The sequence below is a fragment of the Prochlorococcus sp. MIT2304 genome (assembly GCF_059772405.1).
Genome location: NZ_CM186286.1, coordinates 897431 through 914970 on the forward strand (window position 1 = coordinate 897431; position 17540 = coordinate 914970).

21 protein-coding genes and 1 tRNA gene are annotated in these 17540 nt (G+C 33.6%); 10 read left to right on the forward strand and 12 right to left on the reverse strand.

Annotated elements, in window-relative coordinates:
- The 3 genes from AC6EIY_RS05415 to AC6EIY_RS05425 form a co-directional block, all read right to left on the reverse strand.
- The gene (locus tag AC6EIY_RS05415; protein ID WP_498508032.1) at positions 1-753 is read right to left on the reverse strand and encodes an undecaprenyl-phosphate galactose phosphotransferase family protein; all 753 of its coding nucleotides are present in this window, start codon (positions 751-753) and stop codon (positions 1-3) included.
- A gap of 48 nt (positions 754-801) precedes the next feature.
- A complete protein-coding gene (locus AC6EIY_RS05420) occupies positions 802-2037 on the reverse strand; it encodes a glycosyltransferase (protein WP_498508034.1) in 1236 nt (411 codons plus the stop codon).
- Between the two features lie 134 nt (positions 2038-2171).
- Positions 2172-2624 carry an NAD(P)H-quinone oxidoreductase NdhF gene (locus AC6EIY_RS05425; RefSeq protein ID WP_498508035.1) on the reverse strand — a complete coding sequence of 151 codons (453 nt, stop codon included), beginning with the start codon at positions 2622-2624 and terminating at the stop codon, positions 2172-2174.
- Between the two features lie 463 nt (positions 2625-3087).
- On the opposite strand from AC6EIY_RS05425, the gene AC6EIY_RS05430 reads away from it, so the two are divergent.
- Positions 3088-3381: a high light inducible protein gene (locus AC6EIY_RS05430; RefSeq protein ID WP_498508036.1), complete on the forward strand. Its 294-nt coding sequence runs from the start codon at positions 3088-3090 to the stop codon at positions 3379-3381.
- A 54-nt stretch (positions 3382-3435) separates the two neighbouring features.
- Positions 3436-3648 (forward strand): hypothetical protein, encoded by a 213-nt coding sequence (locus tag AC6EIY_RS05435; protein ID WP_498508037.1) that lies wholly within the window; start codon positions 3436-3438, stop codon positions 3646-3648.
- Here AC6EIY_RS05435 and AC6EIY_RS05440 read toward each other — a convergent pair.
- The 5 genes from AC6EIY_RS05440 to AC6EIY_RS05460 form a co-directional block, all read right to left on the reverse strand.
- Positions 3645-3884 (reverse strand): hypothetical protein, encoded by a 240-nt coding sequence (locus AC6EIY_RS05440; RefSeq protein WP_498508038.1) that lies wholly within the window; start codon positions 3882-3884, stop codon positions 3645-3647. The two genes, AC6EIY_RS05435 and AC6EIY_RS05440, sit on opposite strands and share 4 nt — an antisense overlap.
- A gap of 56 nt (positions 3885-3940) precedes the next feature.
- Positions 3941-4129, reverse strand: coding sequence for a DUF8633 family putative protein (locus AC6EIY_RS05445; protein ID WP_498508039.1), 189 nt, complete (start codon positions 4127-4129; stop codon positions 3941-3943).
- 173 nt (positions 4130-4302) lie between these two features.
- On the reverse strand, positions 4303-4578 hold the full coding sequence (locus tag AC6EIY_RS05450; RefSeq protein ID WP_498508040.1) for a hypothetical protein: 276 nt from the start codon (positions 4576-4578) through the stop codon (positions 4303-4305).
- A gap of 147 nt (positions 4579-4725) precedes the next feature.
- Entirely contained in the window at positions 4726-5052 is a 327-nt protein-coding gene (locus AC6EIY_RS05455) for a hypothetical protein (RefSeq protein WP_498508041.1), read from the reverse strand.
- A 179-nt stretch (positions 5053-5231) separates the two neighbouring features.
- The gene (locus tag AC6EIY_RS05460; protein WP_011295240.1) at positions 5232-5507 is read right to left on the reverse strand and encodes an HU family DNA-binding protein; all 276 of its coding nucleotides are present in this window, start codon (positions 5505-5507) and stop codon (positions 5232-5234) included.
- Positions 5508-6273: 766 nt separating this feature from the next.
- Here AC6EIY_RS05460 and AC6EIY_RS05465 point away from each other — a divergent pair.
- The gene (locus AC6EIY_RS05465; protein ID WP_498508042.1) at positions 6274-8334 is read left to right on the forward strand and encodes a glycogen debranching protein; all 2061 of its coding nucleotides are present in this window, start codon (positions 6274-6276) and stop codon (positions 8332-8334) included.
- Positions 8335-8346: 12 nt separating this feature from the next.
- Here AC6EIY_RS05465 and AC6EIY_RS05470 read toward each other — a convergent pair.
- Positions 8347-8417, reverse strand: a tRNA-Gly gene (locus tag AC6EIY_RS05470).
- A 92-nt stretch (positions 8418-8509) separates the two neighbouring features.
- Between AC6EIY_RS05470 and AC6EIY_RS05475 the strand changes: the two genes are divergently transcribed.
- Genes AC6EIY_RS05475 through plsY form a run of 5 tightly spaced genes read left to right on the forward strand, consistent with a single transcriptional unit; the run spans position 8510 to position 12752 of the window.
- Complete coding sequence (locus AC6EIY_RS05475) at positions 8510-9910, forward strand: MFS transporter (protein WP_498508043.1); 1401 nt, start codon at positions 8510-8512, stop codon at positions 9908-9910.
- Positions 9907-10656: an MlaE family ABC transporter permease gene (locus tag AC6EIY_RS05480; protein ID WP_498508045.1), complete on the forward strand. Its 750-nt coding sequence runs from the start codon at positions 9907-9909 to the stop codon at positions 10654-10656. Before AC6EIY_RS05475 ends, AC6EIY_RS05480 begins: the two co-directional genes overlap by 4 nt.
- Positions 10657-10661: 5 nt before the next feature.
- Complete coding sequence (locus AC6EIY_RS05485; RefSeq protein WP_498508046.1) at positions 10662-11090, forward strand: DUF3119 family protein; 429 nt, start codon at positions 10662-10664, stop codon at positions 11088-11090.
- Between the two features lie 16 nt (positions 11091-11106).
- On the forward strand, positions 11107-12135 hold the full coding sequence (locus AC6EIY_RS05490; RefSeq protein ID WP_498508047.1) for a DUF3086 domain-containing protein: 1029 nt from the start codon (positions 11107-11109) through the stop codon (positions 12133-12135).
- A gap of 20 nt (positions 12136-12155) precedes the next feature.
- Positions 12156-12752 (forward strand): glycerol-3-phosphate 1-O-acyltransferase PlsY, encoded by a 597-nt coding sequence (plsY, locus tag AC6EIY_RS05495; RefSeq protein WP_498508158.1) that lies wholly within the window; start codon positions 12156-12158, stop codon positions 12750-12752.
- Positions 12753-12756: 4 nt separating this feature from the next.
- Here the strand turns inward: plsY and pyrF are convergent, their stop codons facing one another.
- The 3 genes from pyrF to AC6EIY_RS05510 are packed head-to-tail and all read right to left on the reverse strand — an operon-like array spanning position 12757 to position 15081.
- Positions 12757-13482, reverse strand: a complete 726-nt coding sequence (gene pyrF / locus AC6EIY_RS05500; protein WP_498508048.1) for an orotidine-5'-phosphate decarboxylase — start codon at positions 13480-13482, stop codon at positions 12757-12759.
- Positions 13483-13491: 9 nt separating this feature from the next.
- Positions 13492-14739: a tyrosine--tRNA ligase gene (tyrS, locus tag AC6EIY_RS05505; protein WP_498508049.1), complete on the reverse strand. Its 1248-nt coding sequence runs from the start codon at positions 14737-14739 to the stop codon at positions 13492-13494.
- A 24-nt stretch (positions 14740-14763) separates the two neighbouring features.
- A complete protein-coding gene (locus AC6EIY_RS05510) occupies positions 14764-15081 on the reverse strand; it encodes a DUF1825 family protein (RefSeq protein WP_498508050.1) in 318 nt (105 codons plus the stop codon).
- 315 nt (positions 15082-15396) lie between these two features.
- On the opposite strand from AC6EIY_RS05510, the gene AC6EIY_RS05515 reads away from it, so the two are divergent.
- Positions 15397-15987 (forward strand): GIY-YIG nuclease family protein, encoded by a 591-nt coding sequence (locus AC6EIY_RS05515; protein ID WP_498508051.1) that lies wholly within the window; start codon positions 15397-15399, stop codon positions 15985-15987.
- A gap of 46 nt (positions 15988-16033) precedes the next feature.
- A complete protein-coding gene (locus tag AC6EIY_RS05520) occupies positions 16034-17521 on the forward strand; it encodes a leucyl aminopeptidase (RefSeq protein WP_498508052.1) in 1488 nt (495 codons plus the stop codon).
- Positions 17522-17540: the final 19 nt, after the last annotated feature.

Here is a 17540-nt window from a genome sequence, read left to right on the forward strand (position 1 = left end):
TCAAAAAGCACCTCTATCCATAGGGAAGAGCAAGACCCCTAATGTAAGAATAATAATTTCTAAATCAAGTAGAAAATTTCTATTTCTTGCATAAACCAAATCTAATTCAACCCTTTTTTTATAACTAAGGTTGTTTCTACCACTAACCTGCCATAAGCCAGTTAGTCCGGGTCTCACTGAAATAACTTCTTCCATAAAAAGACTGTATTTATTAATCTCATTACTAACAATTGGTCTTGGCCCAACTACACTCATTTCCCCTTTTAAAACATTAAAGAATTGTGGTAATTCATCTAAACTAGACCTTCGCAGAAATCTTCCTAATTTTGTTATTCTAGGATCTTTACGTAATTTAAAATCTTTTTCAAATTCCTTTCTCATAAGAGGATATTTATCCAGTAAATTTGGGAGTAAATCATCAGCATCTTTATACATAGTGCGAAACTTTATGCATCCAAATTCTTTGTAATTTCTTCCTACTCTTTTTTGAACATAAAAAACAGCTCCTGGAGAACTAAACTTTACTAATATTCCAATTAGGATAAAAACTGGTGAGCCTATAGTTAACACAAGCAAAGAAAAAACAATATCCCCAATCCTTTTCAATGTTCGTCCATATCGACTTTGATTTTTTATTATTTCTACCGCAGGCAAAGAAGAAGGTTCTTGTGAGATTACTTCAAAAGGAATTATTGGAGAACCTTTACGGAACTCAGACCATCGTAATAAAGATTTTTTTGGATTAGTTTGCACAAATTATTGAGTTAGTAAGCTCAAGACTGCAATAAATTCACACCATACTTAATTAAGATTTCTTGATGTAGAACTAAGGTCACTAGTAGCAATGTCACAAGAATTCATATGATCTCTCCAAGCTCTATTTATGATTTTCTCAAATCTTTTTTTAAATGAATCTTGAGAAAAAGAATTACTCCAATCCCTAATTAACTCAGATTTTAAATCTCTCCAAAGTTGTTTTTCTTTAAAAAATTCAATTGCTTCAACCAAGGACTTCACTGTCTGATCATGAAACAAAAGTCCAGTTGCACCTTTCTCTGAATTTGAATTAAAACATTTCACTGTATCTAAAATACCTCCCTTACCAAAACCAATCACAGGGGCTCCCGAAGCCATTGCTTCGACAGGAGCAATCCCAAAATCCTCAATACCGGCATAAACAAATGCTCTACATTTGCTCATAAGGTTTTGAATATTCTCTTGGCTCTGATAACCAAGAATTTGAACTGTTGGGCCTGCAAGATTTTTTAAATGTGCTTTTTCGACTCCATCACCAACAACAACCAAAGGTAATTGAAGCTTATTAAAAGCCCTCACGACCAAATCAACCCTTTTATTAGGTACCAATCTACAGACACTTAAATAAAAATCTTCTCTGGGCTTCTTCCAGTCAAAACGATTGACATTGACAGGTGGATGTAAAACCTCTGAACGCCTTCTCCAATACTTCCAAATTCTCTTTGCCGTAAAATTAGAATTTGCTAGCAAGTAATCTACTCTTGAGCTACTTAATTGATCCCATTGCCTCAAAGTATGCAATTGCCATCTAATTAATGGTCCTAAACCTATTCTTCTTAAAAAAGATCGTTTTAAATATATATTCATCTGATCCCAAGCGTACCTAACTGGTGTATGAACATAACTAATGTGAAGTTGATCAGGCGAAGTCAAAACACCCTTGGCTACTAGGTGACTACTGCTTATAACCAAGGGATACCCTTCCAAGTCGATCTGTTCGATTGCGAAAGGTAAAAGAGGTAAATATTGTTGAACATGTGAGATGCCAAATGGTAATTTTTGAATGAAGCTAGTTTTTACTTTTCTTTTAAACAACCAACTATTTTTCAGTAAATTCTCTCCATTAACTAAAGAGAAAAGGTCTGGTTGCGATGAAATTTCAGTAAGCAAATCATCAATTACCTGAACAACATTCTCTGCACCACCTGCTGATCTTGGAGTGAACCATTCATGTACTAATGCAATATTGCTTGGAAGATCTAAAGATGAATTGACACTCAAAGTTAAAACCTTAAATCATAAAATTAGTTTTAGCTTATTACAACGAAGATATTATGACAACAGATAACTAAATCATCAATTTAACAAACTTAAATTATTTTTCATTAGGATCCATGGCTAATGAAATAATCTCTTTAAAAAGAAATATCTATTTTATCTAAAGATGTTATTAAAGGATCATAAAAGTTATGAAATAAGCTTCCACTAAAAGAAAATAAATAAGAAAAGCCACTTAATAATCCTAAAAGAATAAAGTACCTAACATAGCCACTTCTTCTTTTTAGTTTTGCAACTGAAAAAAGCATAATTAATAAGAATACTAAACCTATTGATTCGGAAAACAGCAAAGCTGATCTATCAACTACTAATTGGAAGTTACTTCCAATTAGTAGCTCAATTCCTGATATATCTTTTTTAAATAAAATAAAGTTGATTATTTCCGAAAAGATAAGGCTGATAATGATAAAATAGGATACTGGCTTAGTTAGCCTATTCATTGTTTTACTAAAACTCAATAAGAGCAAAGCAATAAAAATAGATGCAATTATTGGTAGTCCAGGAATCAGCCAAGTAAGATTTAATAGCATAGTTATTAAACAAGCTCAATTTTACAGGCAAGAATTAAGTTCTTTTGATTGTTCTTGAAGACCAAAAACAAAAAAGCGCTCTGAAAGCGACGCATTAATAAACAGATTAGCACTATTCATTTTGTAAAAACATTTTATATTTTTTTAGCAAGAAAATGAGCTGAAAACAAGTTATAAATTAATAGTCAAACAAAACTTAATAAGGGAAAAACCTTTTTTAATTTTTTAAAAATGATCTGTATTTTAATATATCAACTATCAAAACTGATATAATATCCTATCTATAATTTTAATTATAGATAGGATATTATATTTTACTGAATCTTATTTTCAATTCATTCTATTCTAAATAACTTGACAGTTACTCGCTTCAAGTAATCTAAACAAAAAACAAAGTCTCGTAAAAACAAAACCTTAACAAAAATAGTTTATAATTTACTATAGAATTAGGTTTTAAATTCAAATGTCTAAAATTGATGCCGATAACAATAATCAAAGTATAAAATCAGATCTTGATGACACAAAGATAGTTGAACCAGAGACAAATCCAGACATTACTGATCAAAGCCAAAGTCTAAGTTCATATCCTAAATGGATAAATAATAAAGGCGAAGAGGTAAAGCAAGTCTTTGGCTTCAATGAAAATGCTGAACTTGTTAATGCAAGAGTAGCCATGATAGGGTTTTTAATGCTCATACTCACTGAATTAGCTTTCGCTGGAGAACCAGCAACACTTAAAATTTTTGGAATTAGCTAGTGAACAAAGCTTTGTATTATTATTCATATAAATTTATTGACCTACTCAAAAGCTATGAATAAAAAAACAGTAGTTGGTGTTTCATACGTATCTGCTTGGATCATTATTTGGGGAACAATTGGTTCACTTGTTGATTTTTATTTCCTTCAAAACACTTATCTTCCAGGCTCATTTGGTCAATATTCAACATTTATAATTACAGCTGTTATCTCTTCTATTGCCGCAACATACATGTTCCCAATAATAAATAAAAGATTTATAAGTTAATATCGATAACGTTCAACTACTTGAGAAGGATTATCATTAATTCCCTTCTGATAAAGGATCCATTGATTAGTTTCAAGATCGTGGTCACAACCCAAGCCTTCTAATTCAATAGATTTCAATCGCAATTCATAATGGCATTGCTGATCAGCTTCAAACGCAGATTTATAGCCAGTAAAAAAATGTAAATACCCGAAAATTATTACTATTAAAGATATAATCACGATAGGTATTTTCATAAAAGGGAATAGATTATTATTTATATATTAGCTATTACGGTAGATAAAAAAAGTATTTATAATTTTGTTTCTTTTTCTGTTTCCAAAGGTATTTCACATTCAGTTAAATCTTGATCATTTAAACGATCTAATATGCGAACCATATCAACTGCAGACAACTCCCCATTAGTTCCCCATTTAAGAGTTGTCTTTCTCTGTTGAGGAATCTTTTTGGATATGTTTCCCTGACTTCTTTTTTGTACCATTACTAATAAACAAACTTTTATAAACATTAAAATATAATGCTTCTATATCAAAACTCATAAAAAAAATTCTTAGTCAAACTTTACTTTTATTTTTCCTTAGTAGTAATATTTTCCTATTTCAGCAGTCTAACTAAATCTTTCCTAATCATTTCGCTGTAAAAGTTATATAAACACTAGCCTCTACCAAAATTATAAACAAAATCCTGAAATGAAGGATTATAAAAATAAACAAGCACACTAATAACTAATAAAACGTTCAAACCAATTACTATTGAACCTATGATGACTCTCTGACGCTTACCTGGGACTTTATATTTCATGCCGGCTGGCAGGTTTACTAATACATCTGGATCATTAGAACTTGATTTCTTAAATTTATTTTCTTTGACCTTGTTTGTCTTTGCTGCCTTATCGTTAGTTTTCTTGGAATTCGAAGCTTTGGAGCCCATTTTCTTAATTAGAGTAACTTCTTTATCTTTATTGTTCTAAGCTTACTTAGTTAAATCTGATAAAAACCTATTTTGTTCTAGTTTTTCACATTAGTTTGTTGACTAAGTCACAAATCAAGAATCAAGTGATCTATATGTTAATTGTATTTAACAATATTTCTTGATCGCATCAAGAATATTTTTAGATTGCTTTCTTTTGAAATCAGAATTCATAGCCATTATTAAATTCGCCTCTAAGCCAAGTAATCTAGTTTGACAAGAAAATTTTTTATTTTTTGCTGCATTAATTTGATAATTATTTATTCTAAGTAATGCTTGATTGCAAGATTTTATATCTCTATAACAACTCTTTACTAGCGTATTAATTAGCAAAAAATCTCTGTTTTCTATTGCCATCAATGGGATTAATGGAATAATCAAATGTACAAAAAGAAGAAATTGGAATTTATTTTTTTTATATAGAGAACCAATCAAAACGTAATCTCCGTTAAATGAGTTAAAAAATTCTGAATATGTGTAACAGTTTTTGAGTCAATAAAAACGACATTATTTTTTTTATATAAATTCTAAGTTTTTACAAAAAAAAAGGACTCGTTTTTAAAGAGTCCCTCACGAAAGAAAAGGTAAGCAAGCAAAACAGCTTTTTAAAAAACTCAACCCTGAACACGATCCTTAAACAACTTCCCAGCGGTAAAAGCAGGAACTCGCTTAGCAGGTATTGCAATCTTTTCCCCAGTCTTAGGGTTTAAGCCTTGTCGTGCAGAACGATCGCGTGGCTCAAAAGAGCCAAACCCTAGAATGGAGACTTTCTTACCCTCCACTACAGAATCAATAATTGTATCTATGGCGGCATCTACTACCAGAGATACATCTGTTTTTGTTAGCTCAGTACGAGCTGCAACCAGGTTGACTAAATCTGCTTTGTTCATTGGAAAGATTGTATGTAGCAGGGAGTAAGAAGAGGGAAACCAAAAGGTAATTAGTTTCCATAAAACTCAATCTTGCTAATCGTATGGACCAAATCACTTGCCTGCAACCCAAAGAGCTTGTGGCAATAGGCTTTCTAAAAGATATAACTGCTTTTTGTCATGATTCAATAAGCTTTCAAAGATTTCAATCAAATACATTAAAGAAAGATGTGAGTTTTGAATTTTCGCCAAGAAGCTAGTCAGGACAAGACTTCTAAAAAAATGGATTTTCAAATTTACCATCAAGAATGGCTCTAAAGTTTGAAATCAATTCTTTTTTCTAAAGAAAATCAGACATTAAATTTAATTCTCATGAATTAACAAAGGTCTACAGAAAAGCACATTTATTGGTATTACAAAATAAAACCCACACTAAAAAAGAGACAGATAAATGAAAAATCAGATTTTTTCTGGCTTTAGGAGATCTATATGGAAGCCGTAATCCCTAAAAACCAAGAAAATTTTTGTTGACTGTTTTTAAAAAAATTCAAAAAATTTGAATTTTAATTAAGAAAGAATGTGTTTCAACTGAAGTTACTGTCCAAGTCAAAAAAACAAAGAAGTTCTATTGAAAAAGACTATCAGGTATTCATTAAAAAAAGCAGTCCGTTCTCAATAAAAGTTTTTTCAAAAATTGAATTTCGTTTTTTAGAACTTGTTAAAACAAACCAACCGCCTAACTTGGAGGGAAAGTTACTTGATTACTTAATTTGAAGGACAAACACAATTGAGCAAAGTAAAAGTTGGTTCAGCATGGCCTTTGGGTAGCTCAGTCACTCCTGATGGGGTTAATTTCTCCATCGCAGCACCACATGCAACAAATCTAGAATTGCTAATCTTCCAAAATGAAAATGACAACTATCCAAAAGAAATAATATCCCTAGATCATCAAAACAGGTCAGGAGATTATTGGCATATTGAAGTAGAGGGACTGACTGAAGGCACTTTATATGGATACAGAATATCAATTAAAAAGAACAAAGCCACAGAGGAAAATCTTGTTTTAGATCCATGTGCCAGAGCTATTACAGGATGGCGAAATTACATAAGACCTCAAGAAGGGAAAGGAATTAATAACTATAGTCATTCTCTAAAAGGAGTAGTAACAGAAAGGGATTATTTTGATTTAAAATCTCATCCAAGACCTAAGCATGCATGGAATAAAACAATTATTTATGAGTTACATGTTGGAGGTTTCACTAAAAAAATAGATTCAAGCATTAGTGAAACAAAAAAAGGAACTTTTATCGGATTAATCGAAAAGATACCTTATCTAAAAAATATTGGTATCACATCAATTGAGCTGCTTCCTGTTTTCGCTTTTGATACTAGTGATGCCCCTGACGGACTAGTTAACTATTGGGGTTATAGCCCTATAAATTGGTTTACGCCGCATCAAAGTTTTGTAGATGGTTTGAATCCATTAGAAGCAAGAAAACAATTCAGGAAGTTAGTAGAGGTTTGCCATGATCATGGACTCGAAGTATTAATCGATGTTGTTTACAATCACACAACGGAAGGCAATCAAAATGGTCCAAAAATAAGTTGGAAAAATTTTGGTCCTAAAGCTTTCTACCATCAAGATGAGAATGGAAATTATCAAGATGTAAGTGGGTGCGGAAATAGTATCGCTGCCAATCGTCCTTTAGTTAGAAACTTAATCTTAGAGTCATTGCGATGTTGGGCAATTGAATTAGGTGTTGACGGCTTTAGATTTGACTTAGGTATTGCTTTAAGCAGAGGCGAAAATTTAATTCCTTTAGAAAAACCTCCCTTGTTTGAAGAAATCGAAACAGATCCTCAACTTAGTGATGTGAAATTAATCAGTGAGCCCTGGGATTGTGGAGGGCTTTATAAGCTAGGAGATTTCCCAGCGAAAAAGTTCAGAACATGGAATGGATATTTTAGAGATGATATTAGAAAATTTTGGAAGGGCGAGAAAAGTACAATATGGCCTCTTAAAGATAGATTAATAGGTAATAAATCCCTTTATAATGATAATAATTTAGCAAATAATTTCAGTATAAATTTCATAACTTCTCATGATGGATTTACATTGAAAGATCTGGTAAGTTTTAACAAAAAACATAACTTAGCCAATGGCGAAAACAATCGTGATGGAGAGAATAATAATAATAGTTATAATCATGGGGTTGAAGGGCCAACTACTAATAAAAAAATTAATAATTTAAGGCAAAAACAACAAAGAAATCTTCTTGCAACACTCATATTGTCGCCAGGCATCCCAATGCTTTTAATGGGCGACGAAGTTGGAAGAAGCCAAGGAGGAAATAACAACACTTGGTGTCAAGATAACCCACTTGGATGGATGGATTGGGACCATGAGAATTGGGATCATGACTTAAAAGAATTTGTAACAAAACTCATATCTTTAAGAAAACAACTACCAGAATTTTTTAGCCCAGATTGTATTCATAACAGTGAAAAAGATAATACCAAGGTCAAAACGTCCGATTTTTGGATTCAGTGGCATGGAATTAAAGTTAATAAACCTGACTGGAGTGACTGGTCACATACTCTTGGTTTTAGCATTAACAAAAACAATGAAGGCGCAGCAATCTGGCTTGGCTTAAATGCTTACAAAGACCCAATGCTTTTTGAATTGCCAACCCCAATTTCTCCATGGAAAAAATATATTGATACCTCATTTTTAAAAAATAAAAATGTCTCAAAAAAACCCTTAACAAATCAATCGAACATACGTATTGAAAGTAACAGCCTGGTTCTTATGGTCGCTAACGATTATTCAAAAAGAATTAAGCTATGAGAAGCAATATCAAGCGGGCGGCGGGAATCGAACCCGCATCATCAGCTTGGAAGGCTGAGGTTTTACCACTAAACTACGCCCGCACTGGAACCAAAGAATTACTTCCGATTGGAGTAAACATTAATTCCTGTTCCTCCATTATTACCTCGCGAGTCCCATTATCCAAAAAAGATTGATGAAGTCCACATCGCTTTACGAAGGGAGTAATCGCACAAGACTAATGATCTCTTATGCAATGGGAGATGCTGGAACGGGATTAGCTGCAATACAGTTAGGTACTTATCTATTTCTATTTTTCACTTGTGCTGCAGGAATACCTGCATTTGTTGCAGGCTCACTGCTTATGGTTTCTAAACTTTGGGATGCAATAAATGATCCGCTAATTGGATGGATGAGTGATCACACCAGCTCGAAATGGGGGCCAAGGCTCCCATGGATGGTCGGAGGTGCTGTTCCCCTTGGTTTATTTCTTGCCGCAATGTGGTGGGTCCCTCCAGGAAGTATAGAGACAAAAACTACCTATTACGTATTCACCGCAATTTTCTTGATGACAGCTTATACAGCAGTGAATCTCCCTTTTGCAGCATTGTCTACAGAGCTGACCGAAAATATGGCGATTAGGACAAGACTTAATGCAGCTAGATTTACTGGCTCTATTCTGGCAGGAACTTCTGGATTAATTGTAGCTGCAGGTTTCTTATCTAAAGGAGTAGAAGGATATACCTCAATGGGAAGAGTTACAGGGATAATTGCTACTTTTACAACTTTAATTGCTTGCTGGGGACTTGCCCCATTTGCTAAAAAAGCAAGAAAACCGGCTTCTCAATCTGAACCTTTTAACCAGCAACTAAAAAGAGTTTTAAATAACAAACTTTTCACAAGGATTATTGCTCTTTATTTGCTGCTTTGGTGCGGACTACAATTAATGCAAACCGTTTCGTTAATCTATCTTGAACAAGTAATGCTTGTCCCAATAGAAATTTCAAAATGGATCCCAATTCCATTTCAAATTAGCACTCTATTAGGTCTGCAATTTTGGAGCTTTTACTCCAATAAATATGGGAGAATAACAGCACTATATAAAGGAGGATCAATATGGATATTTGCTTGCCTTTTTGTTATGATTATGCCTCCTTTAACTAAAGGAATAAGTATCAATAATTTAATGTTTTTTGATAATATTGAAGGAATAAAAATGCTAATCCTTTTACTAATAATTATTTTAGTGGGATTTGGAGCATCAACTTCTTACCTCATTCCATGGTCATTACTTCCCGATGCTATTGATAAAGACCCCGAAAAACCTTCAGGAATATATACTGCATGGATGGTTTTTATTCAGAAAATTGGTATAGGTTTAAGTGTTCAATTTTTAGGAGTTCTTTTATCTTTATCAGGATATAAATCTTCAACCAATTGCTTATCAAGTTTTCAAGATTTAGATCAACCTCTTACAGCAATAATTACCATTAGATTATGCATGGGATTAATACCATCTTTTCTTGTATTAGCTGGATTAATAACTATGAAACCTTGGCGAAATTTAGACTTCAAATCTGAAAGCGTAGGTACATGAACATTACACCTCGTTGGCTAAGAAGATTCTTCAGCAGCATGTTAATTGGAGGGCAAGCAATTGCATCAATAGCTAAAAGGAAGGTCAATAAATCCGATTTGATAGATCAATTAATGGAAGCAGGACCAGGTAGCTTTCTTATTGTTCTAATAACGGGCGTTGCGGCTGGAACAGTTTTTAATATTCAGGTCGCCGCAGAATTAAGTAAGCAAGGTTTAGGTTCTGCAGTTGGCGGTCTTCTAGCAATTGGTATGGCTAGAGAGATAGCTCCTTTGCTTACCGCAACTCTACTTACTGGGAAAGTCGCAACTGCTTATGCTGCTCAAATAGGGACAATGAAAGTTACTGAGCAGATTGACGCTATTACGATGTTACAAACAGATCCAGTTGAATATCTTGTTGTCCCAAGGCTATTCGCCATGGTCGTAATGGCACCAATTCAATGCTTACTATTCTTTTCTATTGCTCTATTTAGCGGTCAATTTAGCAGCACCGTTCTCTATCAAATTCCACCAAGCATTTTTTGGAATTCGGTAAAAGAATGGCTCATAACATCTGATCTTCCATTTATGCTTGTGAAAGCATTTGTATTTGGTTTCTTAATTGCAGTCATTGCTTGTGGTTGGGGGTTAACCACGAGAGGCGGGCCCAAAGAAGTAGGCTCAAGCACTACTGGAGCAGTAGTAATGACTCTAATAACCGTTTCTTTAGTAGATGTTTTACTCACTCAAGTTCTTTTTGGCTAAAAACTATGACTTCTAAAAATTCACTCGATAAAGATGGTGTAATTTTATCTCCTTCATATCGTTTACCCATCTTCATAATCTTTGCAGGCTTATTATTTTTAATCACACCACTTAATCCTTGGCCAACAATTGTGATTAGCAGTTTTGGTTTTTTCCTATTACTTCAATCATTTACCTTGAAACTGAAATTCACTAAAGACGATTTAGTTGTGATGCAACTTGGTAATGAATTAAGAAGATTTCCCTTTAAAAATTGGATAGCATGGAGAATCATCTTGCCTAATTTGCCAGGTTTTCTTTACTTTAGAGAAGAGGCAAGCCCTCATCTGTTACCAATCCTTTTTGAGGTTAACTCATTAAAAGAACAGCTAAGGTTAAGAGTCAAGGATTTAGAAATAGAAAAAGAAGTAGACTCATCAAAATCTAAAACTTAACTAAAGTTTTTGAAATATGGAATCCGAAGAAAATCTAACTAGAGAAACACCAAATTTAGGACAGAATATTTCTGTAGATAATTCTTCACCATTGGAAGAAAAGCCCAAAGAATCTATCGAAAAGCAACCTGAATTAGCAACAACCAATGATCCTAAAAATAATCAAGAAATCTATGCTGAGAAGGCAGAGACACTTTTTAACATTGCCCTTAAGGATCTTCAGCTTTCTCGCGAGAGATTAGAGAAAGAATTAGAAGAACTTTCAAAAAAGAAAGTACAAATAGAAAATGAACTCAAAAGCTCATTTTCAGGTCAATCTGATGCAATTGCTAGAAAAGTTAAAGGTTTTCAGGAATATTTAACTGGAGCTTTACAAGACTTAGCTCAATCAGCCGAGCAATTAGAGCTTGTTGTTCCACCAGTAATAGTTAAACCATCTCCACTAGATGAAAATAAAAAAATTGAACCTTCTCATGAACAAGAAGTTGTCCCTGCTGTTGCTGATACTTTCAAGCCTGACGAGAGTTTAATCAGGAGATGCTTTGATCAATTTTTAGAACAACCCGATTTCTATGCAGAGCCTTGGAAATTAAGAAGAAGTCTTGAAGACAATGATATTAAAATGCTCGAAGATTGGTTCTTTAGCATGGGCGGAAGAGGTGCTCAACCAAGTCGAGGGACTAGATCAAAGAATGCTTTAGTTGCGGCAGGAATTATTGCAATTTTAGGCGAATTGTACGGCGAACAATTTCAAACATTGGTTTTAGCGAGTCAACCAGAGCGACTTGGAGAATGGAGAAGATGTCTCCAAGATGCATTGGGACTCAACCGTGAGGATTTCGGACCTAATAGCGGTATAGTCCTTTTCGAAAGATCCGATGGCTTAATCGAAAGAGCAGATCGACTTGAAGAAAGAGGTGAGTTACCTTTTATAATTATTGATGCCGCAGAGATAAACGTAGAGATTCCTATCCTTCAGTTCCCTATTTGGCTGGCTTTTGCAGGAAGCCCAAATGAAATTTATGAAGAGGATGAATTAATATAAAAATTCCTATGGAAATTGTTTTGGATCTATTATTTATTTTCTTAGGATATTTATTTGGTTCTTTTCCTAGTGGTTATTTAGCGGGAAAGATTGCTAAAGGAATTGACATTCGATCATTAGGTTCAGGGTCTACAGGTGCAACAAATGTATTAAGACATATTGGTAAACGCGCAGCAATTACAGTATTCCTTCTAGATGTTTTCAAAGGAGTTATATCTATTTTATTAGCAAAATATTTCCTTCTGAATGATTCTTGGCAAGTAGCAGTAGGTTTATCAACTTTAATTGGTCACATTTGGCCTGTCTGGCTGAATTGGAGAGGCGGCAAAGCGGTAGCGACAGGATTAGGCATATTTCTTGGTCTTTCATGGCAAGTTGGGCTTGCAACTTTAGGAATCTTCATTCTTATGATTACATTATTTAGGATAGTATCACTTGCAAGTGTTAGCGCGGCATTAGCTCTACCTTTAATAATGTTTCTAAGTTTCAATACCTCCAATATTTCATTCCCATTTTTAATTATTTCACTATTAGCTATGACTTTAGTTATTTGGAGACACAGAGAGAATATACTTAGGCTAATGAAAGGCAAAGAGCCCAGAATTGGGCAGTCCTAGAAAATTAATTCAGAACTTTATCGCAAAAACTTTTAAACATTAAAGCACGATTATCTGATTGGGTAATTGCTCTTCCAATAACTAACTTTGAAGCCCCCATTTTAAGAGCTTCAGATGCCTCAGAAACTCTAGATTGATCATTATTATCTGAGCCAATTGACCGGATTCCAGGCGTTATCAAATCAAAACTCTCAGGATAAATTTCTCGAAGGGACTTGACCTCCCTAGGGCTGCAGACACATCCCCCCAATCCAGCATTTGATGCAATCTTTGCTAGGTGCTTAACACGTTGATCTATTGATTGATAAATTAATAGATCGTTGGCAAAACTTTCTTGAGTCCAACTAGTTAAGATTGTTATTCCCAAAAGCTTTGGCGGCATTAAATTAACTTTAGCGGCTCCTTCCTGAGCAGCTTCATTTGCCATCTTTAGAGCTTTGATACCTGCGCAAGTATGCAAAGAAATATATTCAGCACCTTTTTGTGATGCAGCAAAACATGCTCTAGCAACTGTTGTAGGAATATCGTGAAATTTCAGATCTAAAAATATTTTTTTCCCTCTATCTCTCAAGGTTGACAATATGTCTGGGCCTTCACTAGCAAATAACTCCAGACCAACTTTAACCCAGATAATTTCAGGTATTTCTTCAAGTAAATTGAAAACATTATTCTTATCCATACCATCTAAGGCAATAATTATTTTTTCATTTGGATGATCTATATCTTTCATAAAAACCAATCAACTTGATACCCGAAGAAATTTTTTCTTTCCGACTTGCAAAATTTTTCCAATGAGATCTTCTGGACTATCAAACTCTAAATTAGGGTCTAAAATTTTTTCTCCATCAATTCGTACGCCACCTCCAAGAATTTGTCTTCTAGCTTCACTGCTACTTGAACACATTTTCATTTTACTAAATAAATAAAATGCTTTAGCTGGAAAATTCACTTTTGAAATTGAAGATTCTGGTATTTCATTAAGAGTATTTTGTGTTCCTAAAACTAATTTTTCAGAATTAGACTGAGCTTTTTGTGCTGCTTCAACTCCTTTAAAATTAGATGTTATTTTTAAAGCCATTAATTTCTGAACCTCTCTTGGATTTGAACTCAAATCATTTAAATTTTCATCAGTTAATAAATTTAAATAACTAAAAACTAAATTATCTGGCACCTTCTCTAATTTTGAATACATCGATAATGAATCTTCATTGATTCCTACAATATTGTTTAAACTTTTGCTCATTTTCTGAGTCCCATCTAAGCCCACCAAAATAGGCAATAACATCCCAAATTGAGGCCTTTGACCAAAAGCTCTTTGTAAATCTCTACCCATTGCAATATTAAATTTTTGATCTGTACCACCAAGTTCTAAGTCAGAATTAATTGAGACAGAATCATATCCTTGAAGAAGTGGATAGAGAAATTCATGAAGAGATATAGGAGTTCCAGATTTGTATCGATTATTAAAATCTTCCTTTGCCAGCATCTGGCCAACTGTTGAATTTGACAAAAGTTCTATAGCTTTAGACAAATCAAGATTTTCTAACCACTCACTATTTCTTCTGATTTCTAAACGACCTGGAGTAGAAAAATCGAGCAACGAGTTTTGGGGATCTTTACCAAGTCCTAATTGCTCAAGGTAATTTAATGCATTTGATTCAACTTCGTCTTTTGAAAGCTGAATTCTTGTTTTACTTTTACCAGTTGGGTCTCCAATTCTTGCAGTAAAATCTCCAATTATAAGTACTGCAATATGTCCTGCGTCTTGAAAAGCCCTCAATTTTCTAAAAAGAATACTATGGCCAATATGAATATCTGTTCCTGTTGGATCTATTCCAAGCTTTACACGTAAAGGCTTTTTTTCTATTGATGAAAGTTCTAATCTTTTTATAAAACTTTGATCAGAATCTTCAGATTTTTTATGAGGGAAAAGATCATCTAAACCCCTAGAAATCCAATCAGGTAAATCATTAAAATTATTTAACATATTTAAATATAAACTGGTAAATAGTCATTTATCCAATTCTGATTTCATTCTAACCAACGTTTTATTCATTTGATCAAACATCTGATCGGGAGTGATGCCAAATTGACCCAACTGAGTCTTCAACTGTTCAACTGTCATTTTTGCCTGAAAATCTTCCGAGAGCTCAAATCTTTTCATAAAAACTTTATACCTTTCCATTAAATTTTCCATTGTATTGATAAACATCACTTTTCCTTCTCTATCAAATTTCCCATAATCAGAGCCTAATTGCATAAGATTCTGATAATCAGTGAAAAGTTTTTTTGCCTCTTCCTGAACTATTTCAGATTCAAAAAAGCTCATATCTCTAGCCTCTGCTGATAGATCAATTGCTTGATTTTGAGTTGAACCTCTGACATTGATTGTATCATTTATGTATCTGTTTAGTCTAATCGATCTTTACCAGACAACATTTGCTCAGAGAGTGTAAATAGCCACACCCCAAAAAATATTATTATTACTCAAATCATATAAAAACCTACAAATAGAAGAAAAAGACTTTTTATTTGATCTTAACAAGCTAAACTCACACTGTTGTCAATCGAAAAATATAAAATCTTGATCTTATTATGCTGAAATATTGATCGAAAGTCATCTTATGATTCTAACCTTTTTAAAATGAAAAAATTGGAACGACAATATGATTTATTTAAAAATAATGATTTAGATTTTTCAGAAAATAATCTTCTTGAAGATATATTTATTGAAAAAAAAATAATTATAGAATGGCAAAAAAAAATAATTAATCATCAATCTCCCATTTTTAAATCTAACTGTAAAGACATGATTCAGCCTTCACTGTTTGAATCTATTTCAGATGAGTTAAACGAAACTTTTAATCCTATTCAACTTACTCCTTTACCATTAAGTTTTTGGAGGTGGCCAAAAACAATGCACAAAGTACCTGCGGTTTATTTTGTAATGGATAAAATTTTTAATTCTGAAGAAAATATTATTTTATATATTGGAGAAACAATTTCCGCAGATAAGAGGTGGAAAGGGGAGCATGACTGTAAAAATTACCTTTCAAATTATTCTGATAGTTTACAAAAAGCAAATATGACGCCCAAATTAAACATACGTTTCTGGATTGATGTTCCAATTAAAACTAAGGAAAGAAGAAAATTAGAACAGAAACTTATTCAAACTTGGCTTCCACCTTTCAATAAAGAGACAAGAGGAATATGGGCAACACCATTTACTTCTTAAGTCAGTAAAAAAAAATTGTTATCATTAGCACAAATAATAAAATTACATGCACATTTCAGTAGTCGCCAAAGAAATTAACGAATGGTCAGGATCAGTACTTATTGCTGGAATTTTAGAAGGAGCAATCGATTTTCAGATAAATTCATTTAAGGCAATAATAAATGATACTTATTTGAAACAAAGGTTTAATGACGCGAAGTTCGAAGGCCAAAAAAGTCAACAATTATCAATAGAGATTGCAGGAGGCAACATAAAAAAAATCATATTTGTTGGATTAGGTAAAGCTGAAAACCTACAAATTGATGATCTACGAAAAGCAGCTTCATCAGCAACTCGTAAAGTTTTGGGTTATGAAAAAAAAATAGGAATTTCTTTCCCTTGGGATGCATTTGATCCACCTTCAGCTGCATCGGCCGTTGGTGAAGCTGTTAGATTGTCTTCTATTAAAGATCTTAGATTTAAATCCGAACCAAAAGAATCGACTTCAATCGAGGAAGTTGAGTTGATGGGATTGGACGTGAAAGCAACCGAATCAGCAATTGCTGAAATAATGCCAATTTGCGAAGGAGTTAAATTTGCGAGAGAACTTGTTTCAGCTCCGCCAAATTTCCTAACTCCATATCAAATGGCCAAAGAGGCCGAGAAATTAGCAAAAGACTTTGATCTAGATGTAGAAATTCTTGACAAAAAAGATTGTGAAGATCGAGGTATGGGGGCTTACTTAGCAGTTGCCAAAGGATCAGATCTAGATCCTAAATTTATACATTTGAAATATTCTACAAAAACTATTAAAAATAAAATCGTATTAATTGGTAAAGGCTTAACTTTTGACTCTGGTGGATATAACTTAAAAGTTGGTGCCTCTCAAATTGAAAAAATGAAATACGACATGGGAGGAAGTGCTTCTGTTCTTGGAGCAGCAAGAGCCATAGCAGAATTAAAACCAAATAACATCGAAGTTCACTTCATTGTCGCTTCTTGCGAAAACATGATTAATGGTTCTGCATTGCATCCTGGAGATATCATCAAAGCCTCCAATGGAAAAACTATTGAAGTAAACAATACCGATGCAGAGGGAAGATTAACTTTAGCTGATGCATTGGTTTACGCTAGCAAGCTTAAACCTGACGCTATTGTTGATCTTGCCACTCTTACTGGGGCATGCGTCATTGCACTAGGAGATGAAATAGCTGGGTTATGGACTGACGACGACAATCTATCGAACCAATTAACTCAAGCCGCAAGTAAAGCTGGAGAAGGTATTTGGAGAATGCCTATGCAAGATTCATATAAAGCTGGAATCAACTCATCTATTGCTGATTTGCAAAACACAGGGCCTAGGCCTGGGGGCTCAATTACTGCTGCCTTGTTTCTAAAAGAATTTGTAAACTCAAGTATTCCTTGGGCTCATATTGATATAGCAGGTACATGCTGGACGGAAAAAGATAGAGATATCACTCCTAAGGGGGCTACTGGCTATGGAGTACGAATGTTAGTTAATTGGATAAAAGAATTGAGTGGAAACTTAAATTAATACTTAATTATATAAATTT

Bases quoted from the DNA above. Each gene is read 5' to 3' on its own strand.
- AC6EIY_RS05445 (WP_498508039.1), bottom strand. From the start codon at position 4,129: ATGGTACAAAAAAGAAGTCAGGGAAACATATCCAAAAAGATTCCTCAA.
- AC6EIY_RS05480 (WP_498508045.1), top strand. From the start codon at position 9,907: ATGAACATTACACCTCGTTGGCTAAGAAGATTCTTCAGCAGCATGTTA.
- AC6EIY_RS05515 (WP_498508051.1), top strand. From the start codon at position 15,397: ATGAAAAAATTGGAACGACAATATGATTTATTTAAAAATAATGATTTA.
- AC6EIY_RS05510 (WP_498508050.1), bottom strand. From the start codon at position 15,081: ATGAGCTTTTTTGAATCTGAAATAGTTCAGGAAGAGGCAAAAAAACTT.
- pyrF (WP_498508048.1), bottom strand. From the start codon at position 13,482: ATGAAAGATATAGATCATCCAAATGAAAAAATAATTATTGCCTTAGAT.
- tyrS (WP_498508049.1), bottom strand. From the start codon at position 14,739: ATGTTAAATAATTTTAATGATTTACCTGATTGGATTTCTAGGGGTTTA.
- AC6EIY_RS05520 (WP_498508052.1), top strand. From the start codon at position 16,034: ATGCACATTTCAGTAGTCGCCAAAGAAATTAACGAATGGTCAGGATCA.
- AC6EIY_RS05460 (WP_011295240.1), bottom strand. From the start codon at position 5,507: ATGAACAAAGCAGATTTAGTCAACCTGGTTGCAGCTCGTACTGAGCTA.
- AC6EIY_RS05485 (WP_498508046.1), top strand. From the start codon at position 10,662: ATGACTTCTAAAAATTCACTCGATAAAGATGGTGTAATTTTATCTCCT.
- AC6EIY_RS05490 (WP_498508047.1), top strand. From the start codon at position 11,107: ATGGAATCCGAAGAAAATCTAACTAGAGAAACACCAAATTTAGGACAG.
- AC6EIY_RS05425 (WP_498508035.1), bottom strand. From the start codon at position 2,624: ATGCTATTAAATCTTACTTGGCTGATTCCTGGACTACCAATAATTGCA.
- AC6EIY_RS05440 (WP_498508038.1), bottom strand. From the start codon at position 3,884: ATGAAAATACCTATCGTGATTATATCTTTAATAGTAATAATTTTCGGG.
- AC6EIY_RS05435 (WP_498508037.1), top strand. From the start codon at position 3,436: ATGAATAAAAAAACAGTAGTTGGTGTTTCATACGTATCTGCTTGGATC.
- AC6EIY_RS05475 (WP_498508043.1), top strand. From the start codon at position 8,510: ATGAAGTCCACATCGCTTTACGAAGGGAGTAATCGCACAAGACTAATG.
- AC6EIY_RS05430 (WP_498508036.1), top strand. From the start codon at position 3,088: ATGTCTAAAATTGATGCCGATAACAATAATCAAAGTATAAAATCAGAT.
- AC6EIY_RS05450 (WP_498508040.1), bottom strand. From the start codon at position 4,578: ATGGGCTCCAAAGCTTCGAATTCCAAGAAAACTAACGATAAGGCAGCA.